Origin of the sequence: Brevibacillus sp. HB1.4B, from assembly GCF_013284285.1 — a bacterium.
In the GTDB taxonomy this organism is placed as follows: Bacteria; Bacillota; Bacilli; order Brevibacillales; family Brevibacillaceae; genus Brevibacillus; species Brevibacillus porteri.
Map to the genome: position 1 here is coordinate 185,448 of NZ_JABSUT010000002.1, position 23,300 is coordinate 208,747.

32 protein-coding genes and 2 pseudogenes are annotated in these 23,300 nt (G+C 39.9%); 12 read left to right on the forward strand and 22 right to left on the reverse strand.

Annotation, left to right across the window (positions count from 1 at the left end):
* Positions 1 to 59 precede the first annotated feature (59 nt).
* From HP398_RS05225 to HP398_RS05235, 3 genes are all read right to left on the reverse strand, one after another.
* Positions 60 to 1,031, reverse strand: a complete 972-nt coding sequence (locus tag HP398_RS05225; protein WP_173622053.1) for an HNH endonuclease — start codon at positions 1,029 to 1,031, stop codon at positions 60 to 62.
* An 8-nt stretch (positions 1,032 to 1,039) separates the two neighbouring features.
* On the reverse strand, positions 1,040 to 1,369 hold the full coding sequence (locus tag HP398_RS05230) for a nucleotide pyrophosphohydrolase (RefSeq protein WP_173622054.1): 330 nt from the start codon (positions 1,367 to 1,369) through the stop codon (positions 1,040 to 1,042).
* 81 nt (positions 1,370 to 1,450) lie between these two features.
* The gene (locus tag HP398_RS05235; RefSeq protein WP_217368601.1) at positions 1,451 to 1,636 is read right to left on the reverse strand and encodes a hypothetical protein; all 186 of its coding nucleotides are present in this window, start codon (positions 1,634 to 1,636) and stop codon (positions 1,451 to 1,453) included.
* A 1,285-nt stretch (positions 1,637 to 2,921) separates the two neighbouring features.
* Between HP398_RS05235 and HP398_RS31340 the strand changes: the two are divergent.
* Both HP398_RS31340 and HP398_RS05240 read left to right on the forward strand, forming a co-directional pair.
* Positions 2,922 to 3,068, forward strand: a pseudogene (locus HP398_RS31340) (HNH endonuclease); the annotation flags it as partial.
* A 12-nt stretch (positions 3,069 to 3,080) separates the two neighbouring features.
* On the forward strand, positions 3,081 to 3,737 hold the full coding sequence (locus HP398_RS05240) for an HNH endonuclease (protein WP_254475885.1): 657 nt from the start codon (positions 3,081 to 3,083) through the stop codon (positions 3,735 to 3,737).
* A 137-nt stretch (positions 3,738 to 3,874) separates the two neighbouring features.
* On the opposite strand, the gene HP398_RS05245 is transcribed toward HP398_RS05240, so the two are convergent.
* On the reverse strand, positions 3,875 to 4,267 hold the full coding sequence (locus HP398_RS05245) for an ArpU family phage packaging/lysis transcriptional regulator (protein ID WP_173622056.1): 393 nt from the start codon (positions 4,265 to 4,267) through the stop codon (positions 3,875 to 3,877).
* A gap of 187 nt (positions 4,268 to 4,454) precedes the next feature.
* Here HP398_RS05245 and HP398_RS05250 point away from each other — a divergent pair, with 187 nt between their 5' ends.
* Positions 4,455 to 4,979, forward strand: a complete 525-nt coding sequence (locus tag HP398_RS05250; RefSeq protein WP_173622057.1) for an ImmA/IrrE family metallo-endopeptidase — start codon at positions 4,455 to 4,457, stop codon at positions 4,977 to 4,979.
* Between the two features lie 266 nt (positions 4,980 to 5,245).
* On the opposite strand, the gene HP398_RS05255 is transcribed toward HP398_RS05250, so the two are convergent.
* Positions 5,246 to 6,313 (reverse strand): phosphoadenosine phosphosulfate reductase domain-containing protein, encoded by a 1,068-nt coding sequence (locus HP398_RS05255; RefSeq protein WP_371736715.1) that lies wholly within the window; start codon positions 6,311 to 6,313, stop codon positions 5,246 to 5,248.
* 330 nt (positions 6,314 to 6,643) lie between these two features.
* Here HP398_RS05255 and HP398_RS05260 point away from each other — a divergent pair, with 330 nt between their 5' ends.
* The gene (locus HP398_RS05260) at positions 6,644 to 6,862 is read left to right on the forward strand and encodes a hypothetical protein (RefSeq protein ID WP_173622058.1); all 219 of its coding nucleotides are present in this window, start codon (positions 6,644 to 6,646) and stop codon (positions 6,860 to 6,862) included.
* 42 nt (positions 6,863 to 6,904) lie between these two features.
* Here HP398_RS05260 and HP398_RS31135 read toward each other — a convergent pair whose 3' ends face one another.
* From HP398_RS31135 to HP398_RS31345, 12 genes and pseudogenes are all read right to left on the reverse strand, one after another.
* Positions 6,905 to 7,894, reverse strand: a complete 990-nt coding sequence (locus tag HP398_RS31135; protein WP_173622059.1) for a DnaD domain-containing protein — start codon at positions 7,892 to 7,894, stop codon at positions 6,905 to 6,907.
* Between the two features lie 19 nt (positions 7,895 to 7,913).
* Positions 7,914 to 8,276, reverse strand: coding sequence for an HNH endonuclease (locus HP398_RS05270; protein ID WP_173622060.1), 363 nt, complete (start codon positions 8,274 to 8,276; stop codon positions 7,914 to 7,916).
* Positions 8,260 to 8,439 carry a hypothetical protein gene (locus HP398_RS05275; protein ID WP_173622061.1) on the reverse strand — a complete coding sequence of 60 codons (180 nt, stop codon included), beginning with the start codon at positions 8,437 to 8,439 and terminating at the stop codon, positions 8,260 to 8,262. Before HP398_RS05275 ends, HP398_RS05270 begins: the two co-directional genes overlap by 17 nt.
* Positions 8,436 to 9,383, reverse strand: coding sequence for a recombinase RecT (locus tag HP398_RS05280; RefSeq protein ID WP_173622062.1), 948 nt, complete (start codon positions 9,381 to 9,383; stop codon positions 8,436 to 8,438). Before HP398_RS05280 ends, HP398_RS05275 begins: the two co-directional genes overlap by 4 nt.
* Positions 9,383 to 10,252 (reverse strand): YqaJ viral recombinase family nuclease, encoded by an 870-nt coding sequence (locus HP398_RS05285; RefSeq protein ID WP_173622063.1) that lies wholly within the window; start codon positions 10,250 to 10,252, stop codon positions 9,383 to 9,385. Before HP398_RS05285 ends, HP398_RS05280 begins: the two co-directional genes overlap by 1 nt.
* Before the next feature lie 60 nt (positions 10,253 to 10,312).
* Positions 10,313 to 10,543 (reverse strand): hypothetical protein, encoded by a 231-nt coding sequence (locus tag HP398_RS05290; RefSeq protein WP_254475887.1) that lies wholly within the window; start codon positions 10,541 to 10,543, stop codon positions 10,313 to 10,315.
* A gap of 168 nt (positions 10,544 to 10,711) precedes the next feature.
* Positions 10,712 to 10,936, reverse strand: a complete 225-nt coding sequence (locus tag HP398_RS05295) for a hypothetical protein (RefSeq protein ID WP_173622065.1) — start codon at positions 10,934 to 10,936, stop codon at positions 10,712 to 10,714.
* Complete coding sequence (locus tag HP398_RS05300; protein ID WP_173622066.1) at positions 10,917 to 11,156, reverse strand: hypothetical protein; 240 nt, start codon at positions 11,154 to 11,156, stop codon at positions 10,917 to 10,919. Before HP398_RS05300 ends, HP398_RS05295 begins: the two co-directional genes overlap by 20 nt.
* Positions 11,157 to 11,207: 51 nt before the next feature.
* Positions 11,208 to 11,360 carry a hypothetical protein gene (locus HP398_RS05305; protein WP_173622067.1) on the reverse strand — a complete coding sequence of 51 codons (153 nt, stop codon included), beginning with the start codon at positions 11,358 to 11,360 and terminating at the stop codon, positions 11,208 to 11,210.
* On the reverse strand, positions 11,357 to 11,548 hold the full coding sequence (locus tag HP398_RS05310; RefSeq protein ID WP_173622068.1) for a hypothetical protein: 192 nt from the start codon (positions 11,546 to 11,548) through the stop codon (positions 11,357 to 11,359). The genes HP398_RS05305 and HP398_RS05310 overlap by 4 nt, the downstream gene beginning before the upstream one ends.
* Positions 11,545 to 11,943, reverse strand: a complete 399-nt coding sequence (locus HP398_RS30685) for a hypothetical protein (protein WP_217368539.1) — start codon at positions 11,941 to 11,943, stop codon at positions 11,545 to 11,547. The genes HP398_RS05310 and HP398_RS30685 overlap by 4 nt, the downstream gene beginning before the upstream one ends.
* 30 nt (positions 11,944 to 11,973) lie before the next feature.
* Positions 11,974 to 12,177 (reverse strand): annotated as a pseudogene (locus HP398_RS31345) (helix-turn-helix domain-containing protein); the annotation flags it as partial.
* A gap of 219 nt (positions 12,178 to 12,396) precedes the next feature.
* Between HP398_RS31345 and HP398_RS05320 the strand changes: the two are divergent.
* Together HP398_RS05320 and HP398_RS05325 are read left to right on the forward strand one after the other, a co-directional pair.
* Positions 12,397 to 12,759: a DUF6173 family protein gene (locus tag HP398_RS05320; RefSeq protein ID WP_173622070.1), complete on the forward strand. Its 363-nt coding sequence runs from the start codon at positions 12,397 to 12,399 to the stop codon at positions 12,757 to 12,759.
* Positions 12,760 to 12,847: 88 nt separating this feature from the next.
* Positions 12,848 to 12,997, forward strand: coding sequence for a hypothetical protein (locus HP398_RS05325; RefSeq protein ID WP_173622071.1), 150 nt, complete (start codon positions 12,848 to 12,850; stop codon positions 12,995 to 12,997).
* Positions 12,998 to 13,090: 93 nt separating this feature from the next.
* Here the strand turns inward: HP398_RS05325 and HP398_RS05330 are convergent, their stop codons facing one another.
* Positions 13,091 to 13,249 (reverse strand): hypothetical protein, encoded by a 159-nt coding sequence (locus tag HP398_RS05330; RefSeq protein WP_173622072.1) that lies wholly within the window; start codon positions 13,247 to 13,249, stop codon positions 13,091 to 13,093.
* A gap of 416 nt (positions 13,250 to 13,665) precedes the next feature.
* Between HP398_RS05330 and HP398_RS05335 the strand changes: the two genes are divergently transcribed.
* A complete protein-coding gene (locus HP398_RS05335) occupies positions 13,666 to 14,043 on the forward strand; it encodes a helix-turn-helix domain-containing protein (protein ID WP_254475889.1) in 378 nt (125 codons plus the stop codon).
* 13 nt (positions 14,044 to 14,056) lie between these two features.
* Here HP398_RS05335 and HP398_RS05340 read toward each other — a convergent pair whose 3' ends face one another.
* On the reverse strand, positions 14,057 to 14,869 hold the full coding sequence (locus tag HP398_RS05340; protein WP_217368540.1) for a barstar family protein: 813 nt from the start codon (positions 14,867 to 14,869) through the stop codon (positions 14,057 to 14,059).
* Between the two features lie 299 nt (positions 14,870 to 15,168).
* Between HP398_RS05340 and HP398_RS05345 the strand changes: the two genes are divergently transcribed.
* On the forward strand, positions 15,169 to 15,408 hold the full coding sequence (locus tag HP398_RS05345; protein ID WP_173622074.1) for a DUF7660 family protein: 240 nt from the start codon (positions 15,169 to 15,171) through the stop codon (positions 15,406 to 15,408).
* 64 nt (positions 15,409 to 15,472) lie between these two features.
* On the opposite strand, the gene HP398_RS05350 is transcribed toward HP398_RS05345, so the two are convergent.
* The 3 genes from HP398_RS05350 to HP398_RS05360 all read right to left on the reverse strand — a co-directional run bounded on the left by HP398_RS05350 (position 15,473) and on the right by HP398_RS05360 (position 18,225).
* On the reverse strand, positions 15,473 to 16,798 hold the full coding sequence (locus tag HP398_RS05350; protein ID WP_173622075.1) for a reverse transcriptase domain-containing protein: 1,326 nt from the start codon (positions 16,796 to 16,798) through the stop codon (positions 15,473 to 15,475).
* The gene (locus HP398_RS05355) at positions 16,795 to 17,397 is read right to left on the reverse strand and encodes an SLATT domain-containing protein (protein WP_173622076.1); all 603 of its coding nucleotides are present in this window, start codon (positions 17,395 to 17,397) and stop codon (positions 16,795 to 16,797) included. The genes HP398_RS05350 and HP398_RS05355 overlap by 4 nt, the downstream gene beginning before the upstream one ends.
* A 210-nt stretch (positions 17,398 to 17,607) precedes the next feature.
* Positions 17,608 to 18,225, reverse strand: coding sequence for a 3'-5' exonuclease (locus HP398_RS05360; RefSeq protein WP_173622077.1), 618 nt, complete (start codon positions 18,223 to 18,225; stop codon positions 17,608 to 17,610).
* Positions 18,226 to 18,653: 428 nt separating this feature from the next.
* Between HP398_RS05360 and HP398_RS05365 the strand changes: the two genes are divergently transcribed.
* The 4 genes from HP398_RS05365 to HP398_RS05380 all read left to right on the forward strand — a co-directional run bounded on the left by HP398_RS05365 (position 18,654) and on the right by HP398_RS05380 (position 22,970).
* Entirely contained in the window at positions 18,654 to 19,133 is a 480-nt protein-coding gene (locus HP398_RS05365; RefSeq protein ID WP_173622078.1) for an ImmA/IrrE family metallo-endopeptidase, read from the forward strand.
* A 573-nt stretch (positions 19,134 to 19,706) separates the two neighbouring features.
* Positions 19,707 to 20,627 carry a putative phage abortive infection protein gene (locus HP398_RS05370; RefSeq protein WP_173622079.1) on the forward strand — a complete coding sequence of 307 codons (921 nt, stop codon included), beginning with the start codon at positions 19,707 to 19,709 and terminating at the stop codon, positions 20,625 to 20,627.
* Between the two features lie 128 nt (positions 20,628 to 20,755).
* Complete coding sequence (locus HP398_RS05375; RefSeq protein ID WP_173622080.1) at positions 20,756 to 22,639, forward strand: DEAD/DEAH box helicase; 1,884 nt, start codon at positions 20,756 to 20,758, stop codon at positions 22,637 to 22,639.
* On the forward strand, positions 22,632 to 22,970 hold the full coding sequence (locus HP398_RS05380) for a hypothetical protein (protein ID WP_173622081.1): 339 nt from the start codon (positions 22,632 to 22,634) through the stop codon (positions 22,968 to 22,970). Before HP398_RS05375 ends, HP398_RS05380 begins: the two co-directional genes overlap by 8 nt.
* Positions 22,971 to 23,300: the final 330 nt, after the last annotated feature.

A 23,300-nucleotide genomic window follows, 5' to 3' on the forward strand; every position in this document is an offset into this window, starting at 1 on the left:
ATGCTCTGAGTAAGCTTGAAAAAGTCCTTTCATTCATAAGTGACTTCCTTATGACAAAGTTAGATATGGAACTTCGAATGCCATTCAAAATACGGCTTAGAGATTTCGTTCCAGTGAGTACATTCTTTATCTACTAGCGGCTCAATATAGTTTGTCAAAACCGGAGTAACAATTTTTTTGGTATTTGACTTGATCCTCCCGTCCTGAACAGTTATGTACCCTTTTTCATATAAATCATCACACCCAAGCTTACACATAGGCATCACAATGTTTTCGAAATCGAGTTTCTCATCATTGGAACATTTCGATCTCTTTTTGATATGGGCTGCTACTAAAAGGTTAACAGGGTATGTGCTACCACAAATCCCACAGTTCGCTACACTTTTACCTCCGAACAGGGCTTTTCTAAGAAAGCTCTGTTCAGTCCTGACCATCGCTTTCCCCTTGGCATCCAGTGGTCTATTAGGATCAAAGTTTTTAATTACATTCTTATATTCCTCAAATCCAATTTCCGGAAAGTGAGTATCGCTCTGAAGATCAAATTCTTCACATATTCGAATACTTTTCTCTTCATCTAAGATGCTAAAGCCTCGGATTGTGTAATTCTCTTCATATCCAACTACCCTATTTAAATCAATATACTTAATCCTTTGTTGCTTTACTTCATCTAAGAAATATACGTATTCCCAAGTCTGCCCGTTCGGATCTGTGCCCCAAAGTTCTAAGGCTAGTTCTTTATTGTGTAGCTTATATGTGGAGACAGCAGACGCGAAGATACCTCCATTGCCCGAAAACAATGTTATATCCCCAGTCTGAATCCTATTCCATTTTTTTATATTCCCATTGGTTTTCCCTGGAGTAACTCCCCAAGTAGGTATCAATTGATCAGGATATAGTTCTTTAAGTCTCTCTACTTGTTCATCCTCCAAATATCGAGCCATTCTTGAGAGTTTAACAGGATTCGTAATGGTATCTATATAGTGTTGTTTGGCATCGCCATTTCCGGCCGGCTGGAGAATTACGCTATTCATAGTTACACCTACAACTCGTCGTATTTTTTGTTGGAACCAAAAGCCTTATCTACTGGATATTTAGCTTCGTTTTTTGCTATTTTCTCTCGAATACATTGCTCTATATCGATTCCTAACGCATCTGACATAAGAAGTGAGTAAATCATCACATCAGCTAATTCGTCCTTTATATTCTGATGATTCTTTTCTACAGCCTCTTCACTACTCTTCCATTGAAAATTTTCTAGTAGCTCACTGGCTTCCAATGATATTGAGATAGCTAGATCTTTAGGATTGTGAAATTGGGCCCAATTACGTTGATCTCGGAATTCGATAACTTTGCTTAATATATCTTTCATCCTCGAATTACTCCTTAAGTTGTCATTGTTATGAATAATTCGACCCAAAAAGTCAATTCCCTACAAATTCCTTCAAATATATTAAAAAACCAGCCTCTTCGAGTGACAGCTTTCCGAGCCGTCGCTTTGCCTTTTGGCTGGCTTTAATCTTGACGAATTATAGCTTCGACCTACTGGACGAAAAACCTCTACGATCTCGTCCGTCAGGCGAAGCACTTCCTCGGTGTAGTATTTTTCTCCTGTTGTTGAATCAACAAACTGGCGCACTACATTTCACCCACCTCCATTTTATGATGAATTTAAAAATACTTCCTAGACGGGAAATAATTTTAGTCACTCGGACAAATGATACAAATACCTACTTAAATGCTAAATAAAGCTAAAATATTGAGATCAAGATTCACAGCAATGGCTATACGAATGTGCAGCACAACTAAAAATCATTAAAGATCGTGGTGGTTGGAAAGCCCATCATGACCAATTTGCTGAGGATGTCCTAAAGGAACACTCAAAATCTATTTCTTCAAACCTCTTGCAACAAATTGAAAGCTCCCCAATAATAAAATGTATCAAATGAACTGATTTTCAATGGGAGGTTTCAAATGGCATATAAAACTACCTGTGATTGCGGTCACCCTTACTCAATCGAATATGAAGGGGATAGCCCGTGGAAGGACAAATTCTCTGCGAAATGTCCAACATGCGGGAAAATACATCAGGAAAAAGTTTGCGCCATTGATGTTATATGGACCTTCGAACCAAATTGGAAGAAGCCTATTGAATAGGCTTCTTTTTTGCAAGTAGAGATTCTCTATTGTCGATATCCTCTTGATATCGGTGTATTAACTCATTATGCGTATTAGGATGAGCGGTACTGGACAAGGGGCGAAGGGCCGGAGCCGTAAGTCTCGCAAGAAATCCCCTGTCCGGTATATCCCAACAGCGTAATCGCGATTTTCCAAAGCTCCGAGAGGGGTTCCCAAACTTGAAAACCGCAGCAGTGCATACAACGAAAAAAATTGCATGTTCCCTGCTACGATCATCGCAAGACTAGCGCGTTCAGGCTCAGAATGTCCCCCTCTCGTAAGGTCACATGCGTCATCACCCATAGATTCGCTCAGGTACACCATTGATAAGGGATAGGCGGTATCTCCCAAGAGCCGATGTCGCTTGCTCTTGACTCAAGATTACCGATTCCAACATATCAAATCGTCCTGCCTTTTATCCCTGATTTTTTCCGGGTTTTGTCCAGTATTTTGTCGGGATTTTGTCGGCAGTTAATGGTCAGTGACAATAGAGTTAGTAAATTTACATTTGAGTTGGTAATAAGTTAAAGAAGGTTAATAGCTGTGTAGAACAAAAAAGATTTCCTATTTATAGAAGTCTTTTTTGTTGATTAATAAAAATGAATTTGGTCATATAATACTAACAGTTAGAAAAAAATGAAATTAAAAGCTAGGGGTTGAGGACAATTAGTTACAAATTTGTTTGCAAGCCATTTTGCTATAATTTAGATGACCCGGGTTCTAATAAAACTTTTCTAGGGTCAAAGATGGACAGAACTTGTATTTTTTGCGGGAAAAGCTCTCCAGAAGTTTCTTTTCAGAAAGAAGCACATGTAATACCCGCGGCTCTAGCAAATCGTACGCTTTTTACTTATTGTGAATGTGATGTTTGCAATGAAAATTACTTTAGTCATTATGAGAACGAGATGGCAAATTATTTAATGCTTGATAGAGTCTTCATACGTGCTCGGAAAAGGAAGGGGTTTCCTAAGTACAAACCAAGTGGTAAGGAGTCATTTATTGAAGGGAAAACTGGTACCAATACGGTTAATCTTTCAATAAAAGAAGAAGAGGAGACATTTGAAATTATTGATAAAGACGATGGAGTAATAATTTTAAAGATTAATGACGCTCCAATGTTTAGGCCTGCAGATATTTGTAAAACAATGGCTCATATGGGATGGTTGTTACTTCCAGAAGAAAAAAGAAATGAATTACCTTATGTAGCAGATTGGTTATTAGGGAAAGTAGACATTTTTCCATTAACCTTAGACATAGTTACTCCGCCTGGAAATGGCTTTGCAAAAGTAATACTAGAATTATGGGAATCAGAAGATCCGAATTCCGATTACCCAATATCGATTAGATTCACATTTGGACGCAAAATATTAACCTTCTATCTTCCAAAAAACCCAGAAATAAAAACAAAACCTGTTCCACATAATGCCTATATACAACTACCTGATAATGACTGTGAAATTGAAGTCAATCGCTTTAATATCAAGGATAATGGTAGATTTAAGCCTGATGAATTATCCTACACGCTAAGGTATGAATCAAAAGATCCAAAACAAGAGATATAATGTGACATTTGAGTTGGGAAAAATAACATTAAAGTTAGCCCCGATAATCAGCTGGTATCGGGGTTTATTAATAACCGGCAGTTGCTTTATTCCTCACTCTAATGTAACTAGACAGTTAAATGCATAAAAAACGACACTCAGATCATCCCGAGTGCCGTAGCAATTTGCATAATTGCCTCTTTCTTTTTTGTGTAGAATTGGTCTTTTGTCAGACCTAAGTCCAGATATACATTGATGTCCTTCACCCTAGACGTGCTCAGATACTTCTCTTCGATGATCTGACGCTCTACCTCATCGAGCGAGTACTCGAGAGCTCTCTCGATCTGCTTCGCTTTCAATTCATTCTGTGTCTCTGAAAGCTGTAGCCGAGGGAACAATTGCTCGATGCCCTTCTCCTCTTGCTCCCTCTTGTTCTGAACAGCAACACGGAGGGCTTTATATGATTTCAATTCCTTCACAACAGCCTTCCTGACTTCTCTCTCATTGACTGGTTGTAGAAATGACAGTTGCTCTTGTACCTGTGCGCTCATCTTTCCAATTCCCCCTCGCGGCAAGCCCGTGTTATAATGTTTATGCGAACAAACATTTGGGGCTCCCGGCTGGGGGCTATTTTTTTGTCTCTTTTCTATAGACAACTTTGTCTTAGACACCTAGAGAGGTTGTATAAAAATTGTAAACACCTTAAAATGAGCATAAATACAATATTGGGGGAATAGAATGAATATTCACAGTATCCCTATCCAAGGTCGATTAGCAGAACGCTTTAAAAAAGGAGTTATCCAAAAGGTAGAAATGGTTGCACCGATTTCTGAATGGAATGGTATTTACTCAATCTACTCTTGTGATGAAGAACTTAGCCTTTCCGAGGAAAATCCAAACATTGCAGGAGGCAGTTACGTTACAGATGATAAAGGTGGAACATTTACCTTCACTCACAACGATGGATCGAAAGAGACTTTCCAACTTTATCCAAATACACCTGTTATCCTTATGGAGTCTGGATTACTAAAAAGCGAGTATTGGTTTGCGTTTACATTATTGCACGAATTAGGACATCATAATGATCCAAACCGCCCTATGAAGCCAACATATAACGGAGAAATATTCGCGCATTTATTTGCATTCGACCGTCTATGCGGTCATCAAGACAAATTCCATAGACTTGATGAAACACCACCCTATCTTTATTACGAAGCACTACAAATTCATCAAGCGCAATGCCCAGACTGCCGGTTAAAATAATCCGGCATTTTTATTTTACCTTTCTCTCTTCCCTACACATTGTGTATCCAGCGTCACACGGCTTCTTCATCCAGAAAATCGTATGGTGTTATCCGACTTTCGTCACGGATGTATGTCGTCCAATTGACACTACACATATCGCACTGCAAATGTGCAATAATCGACCACGGGCACTGGCGTTTCAGGTCGACACGTCGTAGCTCCCGGCCCAAGTTTCCGCAACACTTGCAACTAAACTCGTGAAACTTCCTGCTCATGATGCCACCTCACTCGCACAGGCCGTAAGCGCTGGAGCACGCTGGCACGTTTTCAAATTCAATTGCTTTGACAAGATCAAGCTGCTTCCCACCATATGAAGTCTTGGACCAGTCCACCCATTCGTGGATTCCATTGCCTTGACCGTGAGCTGTGGGGAAAAAGGAAGCCGCCCCGCGTTTCGATGCCAACTTGACCAATTGTTCCCACTCAGCTACCCGCGCAATTTCTTTTGGAAACCTACGGGCTATTTCAAAAAGCTCACTTTTGCTGCAATTGATGCATGGCATGCATCCGACACGGCCCATTCCGAGCTTGTATAAGGGATTCGGATCGATGCCATGACGCCAATGCATTTCAAATACATCCTCTACCTTCCAGTGAATCAGCGGCCTATAAACCGAGAAGCCTTCCCCGTCCTCACGTTCGGGCAGGTTCGCGCGGGCCCGACTCTCTTCTGCCCGTACACCTTGCCAGCTCACAATGTCGTACCCTTCTAGCAATAATGGTTCGTAGACTTGCTCCTGAATGACCTCAACCTTTAGGAACTGAGTGCAAAATCTCGCTTTTGTCGATGGGAAGCGTCCTTTCCAAAGGCATAGGTCAAGGAATGGTATCCCTGTCGGGTAAAGTACCGTCAATGCACGTTCCACCACAGAGGCAGCCTCTGTTTCAGTCATTCCTTTCTGGAACGGCTGCCAAATCCAATCTCTGATTTTTAAACCTTCGACTGTTTTATCCTCCGGTTCCCATTCCGGCGCTGGCTCTCGTTCTGTTTCTTCGTCTTCTAGTCGTTCCGTGTACCAATGTCCCTCGACATCTAAGGTTAATTTCCTTGACCAGTGGTTTTGTACATAAAGACGCTTCTTTGCGATCCGTTCTGTGAAGTCTGCCTTAACCCGCTTAATCGGCCCGAGCTGCTGTTCAAGGTAGTTTAGGTATTCGTATGTCAACGGGTGTTCATGTCCTGTGTCTGCGAAGACTGGCAGCACTTCTACACCCAACTCCTTTACGGCGTAAATCCACATTGCAGCACTGTCTTTTCCACCTGATACCGATAGGACGTTTGCTTTTTTCAATCCTCGTCACCCCTCTCTTATCTCCCTGAGCAATTTGTAAATAAACAAATTTCGTGATACATTTTTTTGTAAAATACTGTATAAAGGTGAGTATTATGAAAAAAATAACTTTGCATAAAATAGTTTCAATTGTAATCTGCTTGAATGGTCTTTATTTAATGATAACTAGCCTGGATTACGGCTTACTCGGTATCCTTTTTTTAGCTATTGGAATATGGAATGTTTTTACGTACTTTGGTAAAAGTAATGATTTAACATAATTGAGCTTTTGTTCCTATCTTTTTTGTTCCAGTCTCCTCGTGGCATAATGATGACGAAGGAGTTGGTCACGTGGAAAAGTCGTTTTACTATTCGGTGTCTTGGTCCGAAGTGGGTTACTTGAAAGAAACATTACAATCTATGGAGATACCCTTTGCTATTGAGCAGCCGTCAGATAAACTACAACTTGCTACTGGAGAAGTTGCCTTTATTTTTCCAGACATGCATGTAAGGGTTTATCGCCATATTCATGAGCTATTTGGCAGCCATGGGCGAGCTTATCCCAGATAATTCATTCGGTAAAACGCCCCGTCTGTCGTAACATTCAGTGGTCTAGCTACCTGTTGTCCTTGACCGTCTCATGCGATCCAGCATTCCCATTAATTCCGGGTCATCACGTAATAAGCGCGGTGATTCCCGGGACTGGAACGCCCCTGCCCTTTCTTGCTCCATTTGCCACTGAACAGATGCTGGGAGATTGTCCACTCTTAACTTGTTATCTCGAATAGGAACAACCTTTTGCGATTGCTGTTGTTGGAACTCCTGATTAGCCTTCTCTGCTTGTTCAGCAGTCCGCACCCCTTGAACGAACATCTTCTCAAGGGTCCCTTTTGCGTAATCCCAAGCCTTACCTTTTTCGGCTGCATATCGCATTACCCAAGCTAACATGTCCATCTGTAACCCGTCATCAAGATAGCTATGTAATAACTGCATGATGACTGGATTAGGGTCAAAGTTGAAATAGTATTTATATTGGTCAATCACGCTGTTAAATACATGTAGGTTCCTACCACCTACCACCACCACACTTTTATGCTGTTCCTTGGAATCAGTAGTGGTATCAGGAATCAGTTTAAGGGAATCAGGAATCAGAGAATCAGCACGGCTTTTAGTAGGCTCGTCACTACCTAGGCACGGAATTTCCGAGGAAAGCCCTAGGCTGTTCTGAGGCTGTGCCTTACCTTGGTCGGTCACAGCCCTAGGCTTGTCCTTACCTACTTCGGGCTTCGGTTTTTTGCTCGCTGCTTCTCTATGATGAGGATTTTGATGGTCCTTAAATTTTGGAATACTAATGAAACGCTCTCCATCCACTTCGTATCTGATGATAAAGCCAGCGCGATGTAATTCCTGCAAGCACTGGTCTACCTCGACATTCTCATATGGGAAAAGCTCACCCTTTATTCGTTTTGGTCTATCCTCTAAAAACCCCTCACGATCAGCTAAACACCACAAACCGATGAACAATAATCTTGTGTGGGGACTGAGATCAGACAGGTCCTCGTTTTTAAAAAATCCTGGTTTGATGTTCCTTGCTCTAGCCACTTCCCTCAACTCCTCCCGGCTATGATGCTCCTCCCTGATAGAAAGGAAGGAGAGTGTTTTGTTGGTATTCAATAAACGCTAAGCGACCCGCTCGCGTGTTATGAGCCTTCCAGTGGCACGTACCTGACTGAGTAACTGGACCGCATGCCAGTGCAACGTTCCATGGTTCCCCAGTTCCTCCTTGGCTTCGGAAGATGATGTGGTGCCCTTCTAATGTCCATACTTGCTTACTACTTTTCTTGCAAAGCACGCAGCAGCCCTTATCCCGTTCCCACACCTCATCGAGAACTTTGGAAGTAATCTTCCCGCGATCCTTTTGTTTCTTAACTCTTCGCTTAAATGTAGGTTTAGGAACGGCTCGAACTTCATTGAACATGCTCATTTTTATCGCCTTCCTTTTGTGCAAGTACTCTGTAATGCTTTATCTTGATTGGAGTCCATTCCGGATAGTGCCTCCTCATGAATGCCGCTGCGAATCGCTTTAGCGTCTCGGTATCTTCAAGCACTCGATACATGTCGGGGAGTAGAAACCATTGCTCTATCATTGCTCAGCTGCCTCTTCATCCGGTTCAGCTTGATCGTCTTCTACGACCTTGTAATCTACATCGAAAATGTTGTCTGACTCAATTCCGTTATCTTTTCGCAGCTTCAAAACGGCCTCATCAGTCAAGAGCTTCTCCTGCACTTCGATGCTAATCGGCATGTATTTCGCCATTTCCTTGATGCAGGTTTTCTTGCACATACTCTCAAAGTGGTCTTTCCATGGACCTACCAGCTTCCCATCTTTCTTGGCAGCGGAATGCGTCATAGCATGCTTATGGCATTGCTCGGCCGTCATGGTTACAAAATCAAAAGCTCCATCTTTTAGTCGATAAGCTGAATAGTAACGAACTGGCTTCCCTTGATCATTTGCTCCCCTAGATTTAATGGCCCCGATAGCTTGAGCCATCATAATGTCCATGAAATCATCCTTACTCGGAGTGAAGTTCTCTAGGTGGTGCAGCATATCAAAAGGAACATGGACTAGACGCTTGTCCTCACCTTTGATGTAAATGAACAAGTCGTTTTCGTAGACGGTCTCAGCATAAATCTTAGAAACATCACCAGTGCGCCGAATCAAATCAATCTGTCCTTTATATCCAATCTGAAACTGGCATTCCATTTGCTTAGTACGGTTGTTTTTGAACGGAACTAAATAGGCGTGTCCGATTAAATTAGGCTCCAGTCCCAAAGTTGCGCAGTTCATTACAGCTCCCACAATTGAAGCGGGTGTGCAATCAATAAGTGCTGGTGTCCTACTGATAGCTGTTAACGTGATTCGAGCTAAACGCTCAGGCGTCATGTGCTTTGGAACCAACGATTTAATAGCTTGAAAGTTGTCGGCAAGCTCTTTCTTGATCACTGCATTAAAGTTTTCAGCCTTAGTCATCGTGCGCTGTGCTAACTGCCCGGCTAAGGCTGATTGATTTACCGTCTTAGCTTCAGACATTATTCATCGCCTCCAATTACCCGAAATATTCGGCCGCGCTTCCCAGTCTTCCAGGTAAACCGAAGATCCCCTTGAAAGTACGCTCTTTCGCTTGTCTGCATATAGCCCTTAATCTGATTCTTTGCTGCTTCCTCTCGCTGTTCGGCTTGGCTTTTAGCTACTCTTGCTAGATGCAACTCTTGGATAATCGGGTAAGCCTCCTCAGGTAGTTCAATCGAAGAATCCGAAACAGATTCAGGAAATGCATCCTTGAGATAGTCAGTATCTTGATGAGAGAAGACTGGCGGAATTTTTGCCACCACATGCTCTTCCCAGAATCCTTTTTCGATAGTAATCAGGTTCTTAATCAGTTCTTCATCCCGTTCGATTACCCGCCATTGAAAATCCCAGCCTCCAATCAGAACGGCGATAAACCATCTATCTGCCCCAGTAACGGCCATGTAATGGTTGCATTGGAGAATATACTCCGTTGGTGCCTGCGTACCGGACCAGTCATCCTTGCAATATTCAGATGTGTTCTTGCATTCCAAACCTGCATTCTGTCCAGGTAGCCAGCGATCAATATTAGCTAACATGAAGGGATGCTCGGGATGCTGGAATATCGCGTTTTGGCGCCATACTTTATATCCGGTATCCTCTGCAAACCAATCAGCAATAACAGGTTCCAGAAGTCGTCCTGCCTTCATTTTTGGATTGTCCTCTACCGGAGGTAGCTCTCCCAGTTTCTCTAGGTAAACTGCCATCGGTGATTTGTAACGACTTAACCCGCATATCGCGGCAGCATCGGAACCACCAATTCCAAGACGTCGATATTCTAACCAGTCTTCATGCTGCATGTTTAACGTATTCACCAAACGAATGGCTTGCATGCTCTTTCCCTCCCTCTTGTTTTTTAGAGGTAAACGCGTTACGCTATAAATAACCAAGTTTTAGCCGTTAGTATCACCTAAAGACTCCGTTCCCGCGGGGTCTTTTTCATTGTCCAGCTCAACGTCATCTAATGTGGTCCAGTATTCTTCCCCTCTGAAATCACGTACCTTGACATCGACACCATGGAATTCTTCTTTTGCGTCAACGATAGTGACTTTGTGCTTCAGAGTCCCTGTTCTCCGGATCAAGTCCTCACGCTTCTTTACATTGACCGGCCTGCTCCAAACCACATCCATCCTCCTTTCCTTTTTGGATACGAGGTGCCGCGTCCCAACCTCTACGCGGCCGTTGCAGCTCCCTTGACTGCGCCACGCTCTTTCTCCCTCGCTATATAACCTGTCTCATCAGTGCCGGTAGGTTATTCCCGGCAGACTGAGGCAATGTTGCCCCAGTTTCCACTATTTGAGTAAGCGCCTTGCCTGTTCTCTGATTCCATCAATGAAATCCTCAAAGTCCATTGTTGCTTTCCCATCGACTAATAGCTCCAGCTCCTCAATAACATCCCGTACTGTCCATTCAATTCCACTGTCATCGAAATCAAATGCCAAAGCTTCTATCGCTCGTTGTCTGCTCGGCTCCGTTTTCTCTACATATTCTTGAATATCAAGCACTGGTGCGCTCATACTTGATCTCCTCCTCCAATGCTGCGATCTCGCGTACACGCCACTCTATTTCATGGGCTAAATCACGTTTATGAACATCTAGTTCCTCACGAAGCCGTTTCATTTGAACGTATTGCACATCTACCGCTCGCCAATCATCATCAGCTTGTCGATATGCTTGTTCTGCATTTTCAAGTTCACGCTGCAGCTCTACTATTTGAGAAGCCACTGTCTTTTTCAAAGGCTTGTCCTCCTCAATCAGGTATGGTACTCTTCGAATAGATTTGTTTTTCTAAGCCGTCCGTTCGCCGCGGGCGGTTTTCTCTTTTTCTACCATTCGCTCTAATTCAACCATCTCGCCTAAAGTAATCACCTTGCGTCCAACTGGATCATCTCCATCGCACACTAACTCGATAACACCTAGAGCAGTTGTTAGTTCCTTCATGCCTTCTCCTCCTCTAGCTCTTCTTTAAATAGAAGCAACCGATCACGATAGTTTTCGTTTTGTTCGTCTGCTTTCGTGTATTGCTTTGCGACTTCTGGCATTAGAACTTCCGTCATAGCAGCGTCATATTGGTATGTTTTTTCAAGTACCTCGAGCATTCTCCGATTCCAGTCTTGATTTGTTTTCATTGAGCCCGCCCTCCCGCAAATAACATTTCTTGTCGCTCGCGGCGAATCAACTCGCGTGGATCGGTTATGACTATCTCCAAATCTCTTGCTTCTAATAACCAGTTGTGTTGGTGAATGGCTGGATCAATACCGTAGCGTTCATCCATCAAGATATGTACGTCATCACACGCCTGGAATAGGTCTTCAATCTGCTTACCTGCTTCCTTCAAGAGACTTTCTTCATCTGTCGATAACGAATCCCATGGTCGCCTTTTACGCTCCCATTCAATCAATGCCTGTGCTTCATGGATTACATCCTGGCACTGTTTGATGAGGTTATATAAAGTAGCTGTAAGATTAACCATCAAGCGCGGGTCAGTCGGCGGTGGTGCATCGCCAAAAAGATGTTTTATCATCCGAACTGATCGGTGATTGCCGCATTCCTTCACGAACGCTTCGGCGTCCTCTCGGGACGGTGTCGCTCGACCATTAATCACATCCGATACCCAGCGCGCCGATCTTCCTAGCCTCTTCCCAAGTGATTCGTACGTCAGTTGTTCGCCTGTACGCTGATTTTGATAAGCATATTCACATATGTCATGTATCCGAGAGCGAGAGTATAGTGAGATTGTAGTGCTGCTGTTCCCCATCTGTTCTCCTCTTTTCTATTTGGGTTTCGAATTACAATGAAACTGTGCTCATCTTTCAGACTTCCCCTTGGTTGCTTTCCTTGGGGTTTTTCTTTTAAGTGCCATACAGGAATAATTTGGTAGGGATTCTCACACTTCTGTCGAATCTGTTGTCGGAAGAACGTGAACTTTAGCGAGTGGCGTTCTTCTGATATCAAAGACGGAGGAGGTGGATAAAAAATGGATTATTCGCGTTTGCTAGATTCAATTGAACCAATACGATTTGGTAATCCTCAACTTGCTGATCGTCAATACGAGATACTAATGGAGTCAATTCGAGAATTCGAATCTGAGTTAGATGAAGACCACGAAATTGGAGTTAAACTCGCATCGTTCGGGCAATCGATCCTTATGCACGTTACTGATATAGGTTATAGCAACCCTTCCTTGATTCATTTTTATGGACAAGTGGATGGAAAAGATGCTGAACTCATCCAGCATGTGAATCAGTTGAACTTTCTTTTGATGGCTGTTCCTGTTGAAGGTGGACGTTCGCCACGCCGCATAGGTTTTTCAGTAGATCGTGATGAAGACGAAGATTAGGCATAATAACCTCATCAATGTATTCAATAATTTGTGATTGCTGAGGATCTACAACCGTACGAATTTGCAATTGAGGGGGCTGTACTTTGTGTGCAGCCAACTCTTCCCGCACAATCTGGCGTACTTGTTGCTCAGTCAGTTGCATCATTTTCACCTCTCTTTCATCACACAACTGCATGCAGCGTCGAGTCTTGGCAGTGACCTCCACCTTGACCTTGTTATCACCCTTACCTGGTGAAATGGTGGAATGTATTAAGGCGCGGCTCATATCTTCGCTCGCTCCCGCTCTTCGGCGCTCTATGCAGTTGTGTGAGTGTCATCCAGCACTCCTTTAGGCTGTTTCCTCTTTTGTAACCGGTTGGTCTGGCTGAGTGGCTTCCTTTGGTTCTGCTGGTTTTGACTTAAGCAAAACCTCTAAAGCATGGACCATTCGTTTCATATCAGGTGCGAACTCACGATGGAATTCGATACCTTTAGGTGGTTTGATCATTGTTAGTCTCCTTTCATGCCGATATCTCTCTGTCACACACGTGAGACACCTTGTCCAAAAAAAAGATATCTTCAAATGTACGATTTGGAAAAGCTACTAGCACTTTAGCAATGAAATCCTTCCCTAGCGAAAAGCGTTTGTCAACGGCAGGAAGCTTCGCCCTCCATAGTTGGCTTCTTGATACTCCAATGAAATCGGAAAACTCCTGGTCATTCATCTTCATATCATGTTGGAGATTATCAAGGATCCCCGGCTTTAGAATGACTGTCACTTTATTCCCCTCCTCCCTTGTCTCACGCATGTTACAAATATAAATTACCACACGTGTAACATGCATGCAACAAGAAATTTCACGAATGATACAATTTTGTTTCATACATGATACAGAGATTTGATATGATAAAGACGGTGATGTGATGATGAATCTAAAAGAATTCGGCGTTTTTTTTGCTCGTATTAGAGAAAAAAGTGGATACAGAAGCCAACGAGAACTCGCGGATGTTTCAGGCGTGAGCCATTCGACAATTAATAGAATTGAAGCTGGTACCCATAAAACAAAGCACGAGACCTTGAAAGTGCTCGCTGCATATTTGAAGGGCGTTACATATGAGGAACTTTTGGAGAAAGCTGGAATTTTAGAGGATATACCATCCCCTACCTCCAAGAAAGACAAACCACTCTCCGAATATGAAAGCTTATTCTTCTATGAGCTGGATAAGCTCAGCGAGGAAGATAAAAAGAAGGCCTTAGAGCATGTGAGGTACTTGAGGTATCTTGCGGAGCAACAGAAATGACAACGAGACATCCTCAATTAGAAGATGTCTCGCTTTTTTGTTCATACTCTACTGTGAAAATTTCGTTAGTATAACGTAATGAATAGTCCTTAAGAAGTTTTTTTAAAGAATCTGCTTCTTTCGGAAGCCGTTCCTCCAATACTTCCCATCCAGTTATAGTTATTTTCATGGGTAGCTTTACCATACCGGTGATCGCGTCCCAAAATGCATTCCAATTCATACCGTACACATCAGGGAAATCAAGTTGACGTTTCAAGATCATATGAAGATCTGCTGGAGCCACTACACGGGAAACATCTAAAAGTATATGCTCCTTCCTCGGCTTAAACTCTGTAATTAGTGGTTGGTTTGGAAGTGAATTCAGATGGAACAATTCGGAATATTTCTCGTGTTCAAATAAAAACTCTTCTATTTCTTCCCTTGAAGTATTTACATCCCCATATCCATCCAGGGCACGCTCAAGGTTTCCCGTGATCGCATACAGATATCCATTCCATTCATGATCAGAATCAACGTAATTTGATAACCTATAGAGAATTTCACATGTCTCATAAAGAGTATAGTGTTTGTTTTTGTAACTGAAGTTAATCATTCCAACTATTGTTTTTAGTGCTGTTTCTTCGTCTGTGTTAGTGCAAAGCTCGATAAGTAAGCGAGGAATGTCCTCCTCTTTTTTTACCATTGAAAGGTCAAACACTCTATCAGGTATAACTGTTACCTCTAAAAGATCAATTACTTTATCTGCCCACACGATTATATGATCTTTAGAAAAGAACCCTATGGATAATCCAATGTGACATACTTTGGCTTCAAACTCAATATCCATATTCTTCACCACCAAGTTCCAGATAGTTAGTATCATAGTAACATGCTGGAAAAGTCAGGAGTAGTGTGTACAAACGGATATATAAAGAATCTGCCCCACATTTGATAACATCACTGCAGTCGATGGTAATTAGTCGAAGTTGAGATTTTTCATGACAGAGAGATTCCCCTACTGACAATTACAAATGTTTTTGAGCATGTCAGGTATTTAAGGAATCATGCCGAACAGGGATTCAGAAATCACAACGAGATGAGTTAAACTATAAGTGTCTTTACTGTTACACGTGAGGAGAAATTATTATGGACCTTTTTGAGAAATGCAACAATGTTGATTCCAAAGATGAACTTATTCAATTCATAAAGGCTTTAAGACACGATCTTCAAATTAACCCTGATGAATGGGAAAACCTATCGCTCGCTGCCTTTTTAGAGGCAATGGAATCCTGGATGGAAGATACACTAGATATGGAGTATCTGCCGGATCAGCCCGAGTGGAAGTCTCTTGCTACTATATTGTACATGGGGAAGATTTATGAGTAGTTAGCGTATCTTGCGGAGCAACGAAATGACAACAAGACTCACAATAATTATGTGAGTCTTGTTGTTAAGATATATTTTGAATATCCTTTTCTAACTCTTTGACTGACTTAAAGATCTGCCATTTGAATTTATTATCAATTTGTTCATCTGTAAATTTTGATACTTTGATATTGAAAATATTTTTCAATATTAGTTTTTTCTCTGCGGTACTGTAATTATCAAAATTAGGAATATACTTAGTTCTAGTAACATTTTCACGAATCTCCGAAAATGTCCTTACAAATCGTTTAATATTTTGTTTAGGAACCCCATATCTTGTACACAATTTTTTTATAAAACAATCAAGTTTAAATAATAACGATTCGTCGTTAATTTGCGAAAAGAAAAATAACCATCCAAATTTTTTAGAATCAAATTTACAGCCTGTTATCCTTAAATTTAGCTTCCAAAGTAATATTTCAAGTTTATTCGGTAAACTAGAATACTTATATTCGGAAAAAGTTGTTAATATTGACTGCTTCAACTTTTTTAGCGATTGATCCTTTACCGAATAGTGCTTTGTTTTTATATGATAACCAAGAAATTCAAACCCGCTTTCAAGTTCTCCAGAATTTGTTTTTTCTATATTGATTTTCAATTTCAACATCTTAAACTCATTATTAATCTGATTGCGGATAGTAGTTACATCCTTTTTGTGACAGAGAATTATTATGTCATCAACATACCTAAAATATTTTAAATTCTTTTTCCCGATATAATCATTATCTATTTCGTTTAAGTAAACGTCAGCAAGAACATTTGATATTGATAAACCTTGCGGTACTCCTTTTATATTTATTACATTTTGATCATTTGTGTTTGCAGGTGACTTTGTTGGAGTTTGTATTGCTCTTTTAATTAGAGTTAATATTTTCCTGCTCTTAATTCTACCTCTTACCTTCTGGAGTAATATTCTGTGGTTTATCGTAGGATAAAAATTCTTGATGTCAAACTTGATAAAGTAATCATACCCATCATTCTGAATTGAATCCTGTAGTTTACCTATTTTAACTTGGATTAGTTCGTTATTCGTAACACTTTGGAACTCAGTAGATAAAATACCTTTTACTATATTTAAAGTAATCTTGTCTCTTATAGTTGGAATTGAAATTACCCTTGGGAATTTATCCCTTCCTTTCATGATTAGTTTCTCTTTATATGAAATAAAATCATATGTGCCATTTGCAACTTTCCTAGTAATAATTTCAATATTCTCATCAAGATTCTTTTCAAATGTTTCCTTATTAATTCGATCTAATCCAGTTGTTGCTTTCTTTTTGATCACAGTTTCGTACACATGTCTAATTTCTTTTTCAGTAAATTTTTTTTTGTAAACATCAAATCCACTCATACAGATTCACCCTTTAAAAAAATCAGAATACTTGGGATTAGCAGAGGTAGAATAAATAATCCAATAATGACGATTCTAATACGAACTCTGTACCAAAATATTCTTTGATTCTCTGATAGGGATAGTTCTCGTATTTTTTGTTCTTTTATAAAAATTAAATAATCATATTTACTGTGATTTTCGACATTACTTAATAAATCATCATACTTGTTTGAAATGTCTTTGAACTGAGCGAGATTAATTTCCTTAGTATTTGGATCTTCTTGAATGATTTGTAGTTCTCTATATAATCCCTCCATTTTCAAGTAACAATTTTTCAAGTCCTTTGCTCTACTTTTAAAGTCCCTAGAGCTAACAAATAAAGTTGAAGCAAATAAGAATAACGAAGCTATTACTAGGACAAACGAGATGAAAGGTGTTGAGTTTTCAGGGGAAATCGTCCAAATTGAAGCAACAAGAACAATCAAAGTATAATAATTAATTAGAACTTGTGCCCAAAAATCAGTCGATTCTAATCTCTCTGAAGTCTGAATACGACATTTTCTCGTAATCCAAATATTATCTAATAGTCTTGTATAGATTTTATCCTGTTTTGTCATTTGACCACCCTACATAAATAAATGTGAGCCCTTGATACTTTACATTTTCACCCAATAAAGGGTTCTCTCATATAATTATGAAAGAAGAATAGAATATTCTTGTTAATTAGACTCATTCCCGAAGGAATTATCTCTAATATAGAAGAGATAAGGGCTCACACAACTTATTTTTATTATATTTCAGTATTTATTTCAACAATAAATTGAGAATTAACCCAAATTTTTGAGATTATTGATTTCTTGACCAACTAATTTTGCATTATTTGGTGTCCATTTTGGAGGCCCGTATTTTTTATAATACCCCAGTACATTTAAATATTTCTCCACACTCTCTTCTTCGTTTAGTTTTTTAAACAGTTCCCAACATGCTAAAGAGTCAGCAAGCGCTCGATGTGATTCATTGACGCTAACACTATACCGAGCACACATTTCATTTAGCGTATGGGGGTAACCATTTCTATCTCTACATATTGTTAAAGTGTCGATAAAGTTATTTTCAAAACTCTGCCCCATTATTCTTTTTAAAGAGAAATGAAGAAATCCAAGATCGAATCCAGCATTGTGGGCAATTAAGGTACTATCTTCTATGAACTGGAAAAGCATCTTAAAGGCTAAATCTTCTTGCATCCCCAAAGCAACATTTTGATTGGTTATTCCAGTTATTTCAGTGATTTTTTCTGTTAGATTACCGTTGAAATGTACTAAAGTTGAAAATTCACTTATTATTTCCCCCTTTTTTACTCGAATAGCTGCTAACTCGATTACTCGATCTTTTTTACTATCTAATCCACTGGTTTCAAAATCTATTACCGTTAAATCTTCAAGCATCATTATCCTCCTTCTACTGCTCATTTCTTGACTTTTAAGAAATCAAAGCACCAGGATATAGATATCTAGGGATTATGTTAACAATGAAAAAAATTTGCTTACTATTATTAACTACCTCAATTGGCATCAATTCAAACACTCTATCTTTCCGATCTTACCCCTTGTTGCCCTTGTCCCTTACTTTGTACCTGATACAAATCATTTGACCTTTGTACCTTACAATGCCATCTCCTTGCTAATTAGTGGTGAATGTATACAATTCGGCAAATAGTCCCAATTACCTACTACATTCGATCAGGTTTATCCGACATAAAACGACATATTCTCCTAATTAAGTCGTAATCAGTACATCAAATTGTCACTAGTAGGAAAAAAGTAGGAATGGTAAGATTATATACAGAACAAACGTTCCTACTAGAGGTGAATCAATGAAGCTATTTTACACTCCTACCCCTCTTGAAACTTGGATAAGCCACTTCTACAAACAACTTGGCATAAAAACACCTGACGAATTAGACGAACAACGTATTGCAAGATCATTACACATCCATCTCTTATACAAAGAGATCCCATCAATGGCATATGAGTTCGGCCGCTTCAAAAGTATCACCATCGACAGTAGACTTCCCTCGTCTGTTCAACGGGAACATTTTTATCATGAGCTATGCCATATTCTTCGTCATGCCGGCCGCCAAATTATGATGCCAGCGGCATTTCGAGAACTGCAGGAATGGGATGCTAAGAATTTTACTAGGTATGCTGCGCTGCCACAGCACATGCTGACAAGGTATGATTTTAGGCAGCCAGAGATACTGGATGTCCTATCAGAGCAGTTTAAGGTTACGCCAGAACTATGCGCAGCACGATTACAAAAAATTCAGGATAAATTAAAACTTGCTGTAGTCTAACTTTCCCCTGCTTAAATAGCAGGTTTTTTCATTTTTCGCCATTACTTAAAAGTAAATATGGTATTATTCCTGATTTTCGACATAATACGACGGATTTTTTACCTATAAAACATTATTATAGGTGTAACTACTAAAATATGCCTATTCTAAGAGGAATGCTTATGGACCTCAGACCTCACATACTCCGTATGTACTGGGTTTCGGAATGAGTTTATTTTAATACCTAAAGTTGCCAATTATATCAACTACAAGGTATTGCTAGTTGAAGAATTCAGTCATCTATACTTACATACGATCTGTCAGATGCATACAACAAAGGCCCTCCATGCACTTCAAGAGCGCCAGGTAAGAACTTCTCTTCTTACCTGTTCATGCCTATGAAGATGCTGTAAGAGGTGATCATCTCCTATGACCAGCCGATGGATATATCCATGATGGCTGACGAGTTTCTACTGTCTGAAGAATTTGTGTATTATCGCTTGTACTTAATATTCCCTGAGAAGGCGGCCGCAGTTGCGCGATCGAAGGGTGGGTTTGGGTATATTAAATAGCTTAAACAGTGAGGAATTATTAATGGCGTTGATTCTTTTAATAATAGTCATATCCGTTTTAGTTTCTTGTTATTTTTTAATCTATTACCAAAAAGGAGAGCGTGGAGAATTGCTTAAAATCGGTGTTATCCTTCTTGCCATTTTTGCATTATTAAACCCATTCATTATCAAATTTGGGTATGGTATCACTAACCAAGAACTGTTAGGGCAAACCGGAGATTGGCTTGGAGGGTCAAGCGTTCCCTTACTCACATTTGCATCTTTCGTTTTGTTGATTGCAACTTTCACTACACAAAAAAAGGAACTTGAGCAAACCAATAAAGCTCTCCTTGAACAACAAGAAGAATTGGAATTAACCAGACAAGCCCATTTGGCCCAGAACCTTAATTTAGAAAAACAAAGGGTTGAAAGTGCCATATTTCAAGGGATCTCATTACATAATGAGATTGTTAATTCTATGGAGCGCGTAGAAGAAAATCAGGATTACAACTACAACACCCATAGTAGAACGACGTACGTTGTTACCCATAGCGGAAGAAACGTTATAAAAGAACTGTATTTAGAATTAAGTTTCAAACTATCTACTGACATAGAACACATGACAATTGACAAAAGGCTATTAATTATTCAAAGCAAGTACAAATTTTGGTACGAAGAAAACGAACATTATATAGGACATTATTATCGCAATCTTTACCATCTTTTTAAGATGATTGACACGTCCATTCTTGATCCAAAAGAAAAAGAAAAATACGCTGATATCGTAAGAGCGCAACTCTCATCATCCGAATTGTTATTACTCTTTTACAATGCTGTTTCCTTTACAGAAGAGAACAACTTCATCCCACTGATTATTCGGTATAACATACTCAAACATATAAACAAGTCAATGTTAGCACTGCACAATGATCATCATATTTTAGCAATGAGATTTAATCTTTGATTTTTATATCCGCCGTACATTATCTACATAATGAGATTACTTTTTCTTGCCTAGAAATATCCGATTCAATTGCACGTTTAAAATATGGGCTAAGATATTTCAAAAAACAACAAATCGGAGGTTTTGATATGTTACAGGCATTTGATGAGCATTATTTTTTGAATTCGAGTGCAAACATCCTAGAAAACACTGGTGAGCTTCGTGAACCACAATATGAGGCTTACCTGGATATTTGCAAGCACTTCTTAGTAGACAAATCGCCTGACCACGCGGTCGTTGTTTTACCTACAGGCGCTGGAAAAACTGGTGTAATGGCTTTGGCACCTTACGGAATTAGCCAAGGCCGTGTTCTTATCATTACCCCACAACTGGTAATTAAAGACCATGTTATGGAATCATTGGACCCCTCTTCTCCTGAGAACTTTTGGTTGGCGCGTAAAGTGTTTGAGACCTATTCAGAACTACCTATTGTCACTGAATACGATAAAGACACTCTTCAGGAAGAGCTTGAAAACAGCAATATCGTGATTCTCAATATACACAAGTTAACCACTGCTCATCGAAACTCATTGCTAAACAAAGTTGAAGATGACTTCTTTGATATGATTATTATCGATGAAGCTCATCACTCACCTGCTGAGACTTGGCAAGAAGCATTGAGATACTTTTCAGGAGCTAAAGTTCTAAAGGTAACTGGCACCCCATTTCGTGCTGATCGTAAACCAATTGAAGGCCATATTATTACAAATTATCGTTTAGGTAAGGCAATGGCACTAGGAATTGTGAAAACTCTTGAAAATTTCCGCCTGATTCCTGAAGCAGTTTACCTTACAATCGGTGAAAACCCGACTCGCTACACATTAGAGGAAATTCGGAAATTAGGTATTAAAGATGAGGAATATATTTCAAAGAGTGTTGCTCTTTCACCAGAATGTAATCTTCAGATTGTAGAATCAAGTATAGAAGAGTTGAATGAACGAAGAGCTGCTAGTGATGTACCCCACAAAATCATTGGTGTATGCTGCAACATTAACCACGCACAAGATGTTAAAAAGTTGTATGAAAATGCTGGTCTTCGTGTTGTAGTTGTTCACAGTAAACTACATAAAGCCGAAAAAGAAGAGTCGCTTCGAAAAGTGGAGAGCCATCAAGTTGATGTTGTTTTGAACGTAGCCATGCTTGGAGAGGGATATGATCATAAATATCTGTCTGTAGCAGCTATCTTTAGGCCATACCGTAGTTTAGCACCCTATGCCCAATTTATTGGACGCATCCTTCGAAGCATACCCGAAACTGAAGTGTGTTCTCCGAAAGATAATATTGGTGTAGTTATAGCCCACCGTGACCTTGGTCTCGATCCTCTTTGGAATGAATATAAAAAAGAAAGTGAGTACTGCGACGTCCTCAAGGCTGTTCAAAAGCAGGAAAAGGGCGAGAAAAAACTCGAAAAAAGTCTACGTAATCCGAAGCCGCAAGATATTGGAACAGTAACCATGGAAGGAGATCTCTATTTTTCTTCCGAATATTATGAGTATACTGAGGCTGCAAATCAACAAGACGAGTATGAGAAGGATATTGCAGAAAGAGTGACGAAGCTAAAAGATATCTTACCTAATCATTCGGAACCTGAACTCCGAAAAATTGTTTTACAACAAGACCGTCCTACCAATACAAACCCTTTGTTGAAAAACCCAAAAAAGTTCCGTATGATGGTGAGGTCTTCTTTTTCACAAAAAATACAACATGATATTCCTACCCAACTCCTGGTTGATAATGGTTTATCCAAAGAAGGTTATGAATTGGCTAAACTACCATTGCGTGCTGATGTCCGTTGGGCCAGAGATTCAGGGGATAACGCTGCAATCATTGCTGTTTATTTAAACGCAATGCTGCAAAAAACGTTTGGGGATCGGAAACAATGGACGATAGAAGATTACACACATGCCGAGAAAGAATTAACTCAAATAATCAGTCATCTCGAAAAAATGATAAGGAGTGTCAAAAATGGTTGATGCCCTAAGGAAAAATCTGTGGGAATCGTTATATCTTAATCCACTCTGGCCGTCTGATCTCATCGAGAATGCGATGGATCCTGATTACACTCAAGTGAAATTTTCCAAGTGGGAACATGGTACTAAAGCAGAATTAGTTTTCGTTGATGATGGCGAAGACATTACTACAACTTACTTTTTTGACGAAAAGGAATTTCTACAAAAAGTTATTATGACGGAATTCGGTCATGAAAGCATTATTTATGACAGAGAGCTTGAAGTTGCTGCTGTTATGAAAGATTTGGTCGATGCTGTCACTGACGAAATGCTTCTTAAAAACCAGACAGCATGAAAAAAGGAGAGCGATTGCTCTCCTTTTTGATTTGAGAATAGCACCCATTTGACATTAATATCTCAATCTAAATATCAAAAAGGTGGCACGATGGAGTTCGTTGATTCTTTTAGTTATAATGTTACCTAATTCTTCCCCACAGGGTACTCAAGCTCTCCAATCAGGTCTAAATATATGTACTTACCTTTGAAGTCTAAACTAACAAGTTCCAGGTAAAAGCCATGACCAAAATGCTCTTCAATCTCAGGAGTAACATACACCCATTACTCAAATTCCTCTATAGTTAGTTTCTGCTTTAAATCCTCGTTAAATTTAATCTGTATATCTAGA

Excerpts from the sequence above, each read along its gene's own strand:
- HP398_RS05365 (WP_173622078.1), top strand. The coding sequence starts at position 18,654 with ATGAAGCTATTTTACACTCCTACCCCTCTTGAAACTTGGATAAGCCAC.
- HP398_RS05335 (WP_254475889.1), top strand. The coding sequence starts at position 13,666 with ATGATGAATCTAAAAGAATTCGGCGTTTTTTTTGCTCGTATTAGAGAA.
- HP398_RS05340 (WP_217368540.1), bottom strand. The coding sequence starts at position 14,869 with ATGGATATTGAGTTTGAAGCCAAAGTATGTCACATTGGATTATCCATA.
- HP398_RS05370 (WP_173622079.1), top strand. The coding sequence starts at position 19,707 with ATGGCGTTGATTCTTTTAATAATAGTCATATCCGTTTTAGTTTCTTGT.
- HP398_RS05380 (WP_173622081.1), top strand. The coding sequence starts at position 22,632 with ATGGTTGATGCCCTAAGGAAAAATCTGTGGGAATCGTTATATCTTAAT.
- HP398_RS05305 (WP_173622067.1), bottom strand. The coding sequence starts at position 11,360 with ATGAAGGAACTAACAACTGCTCTAGGTGTTATCGAGTTAGTGTGCGAT.
- HP398_RS05350 (WP_173622075.1), bottom strand. The coding sequence starts at position 16,798 with ATGAGTGGATTTGATGTTTACAAAAAAAAATTTACTGAAAAAGAAATT.
- HP398_RS05245 (WP_173622056.1), bottom strand. The coding sequence starts at position 4,267 with ATGAGCGCACAGGTACAAGAGCAACTGTCATTTCTACAACCAGTCAAT.
- HP398_RS05280 (WP_173622062.1), bottom strand. The coding sequence starts at position 9,383 with ATGTCTGAAGCTAAGACGGTAAATCAATCAGCCTTAGCCGGGCAGTTA.
- HP398_RS05240 (WP_254475885.1), top strand. The coding sequence starts at position 3,081 with ATGGCAAATTATTTAATGCTTGATAGAGTCTTCATACGTGCTCGGAAA.
- HP398_RS05230 (WP_173622054.1), bottom strand. The coding sequence starts at position 1,369 with ATGAAAGATATATTAAGCAAAGTTATCGAATTCCGAGATCAACGTAAT.
- HP398_RS05375 (WP_173622080.1), top strand. The coding sequence starts at position 20,756 with ATGTTACAGGCATTTGATGAGCATTATTTTTTGAATTCGAGTGCAAAC.
- HP398_RS05225 (WP_173622053.1), bottom strand. The coding sequence starts at position 1,031 with ATGAATAGCGTAATTCTCCAGCCGGCCGGAAATGGCGATGCCAAACAA.
- HP398_RS05310 (WP_173622068.1), bottom strand. The coding sequence starts at position 11,548 with ATGAAAACAAATCAAGACTGGAATCGGAGAATGCTCGAGGTACTTGAA.
- HP398_RS05270 (WP_173622060.1), bottom strand. The coding sequence starts at position 8,276 with ATGAGCATGTTCAATGAAGTTCGAGCCGTTCCTAAACCTACATTTAAG.
- HP398_RS05285 (WP_173622063.1), bottom strand. The coding sequence starts at position 10,252 with ATGCAAGCCATTCGTTTGGTGAATACGTTAAACATGCAGCATGAAGAC.
- HP398_RS05360 (WP_173622077.1), bottom strand. The coding sequence starts at position 18,225 with ATGCTTGAAGATTTAACGGTAATAGATTTTGAAACCAGTGGATTAGAT.
- HP398_RS30685 (WP_217368539.1), bottom strand. The coding sequence starts at position 11,943 with ATGATAAAACATCTTTTTGGCGATGCACCACCGCCGACTGACCCGCGC.
- HP398_RS05330 (WP_173622072.1), bottom strand. The coding sequence starts at position 13,249 with ATGATCAAACCACCTAAAGGTATCGAATTCCATCGTGAGTTCGCACCT.
- HP398_RS05355 (WP_173622076.1), bottom strand. The coding sequence starts at position 17,397 with ATGACAAAACAGGATAAAATCTATACAAGACTATTAGATAATATTTGG.
- HP398_RS05295 (WP_173622065.1), bottom strand. The coding sequence starts at position 10,936 with ATGAGCGCACCAGTGCTTGATATTCAAGAATATGTAGAGAAAACGGAG.
- HP398_RS05345 (WP_173622074.1), top strand. The coding sequence starts at position 15,169 with ATGGACCTTTTTGAGAAATGCAACAATGTTGATTCCAAAGATGAACTT.
- HP398_RS05275 (WP_173622061.1), bottom strand. The coding sequence starts at position 8,439 with ATGATAGAGCAATGGTTTCTACTCCCCGACATGTATCGAGTGCTTGAA.
- HP398_RS05250 (WP_173622057.1), top strand. The coding sequence starts at position 4,455 with ATGAATATTCACAGTATCCCTATCCAAGGTCGATTAGCAGAACGCTTT.
- HP398_RS05320 (WP_173622070.1), top strand. The coding sequence starts at position 12,397 with ATGGATTATTCGCGTTTGCTAGATTCAATTGAACCAATACGATTTGGT.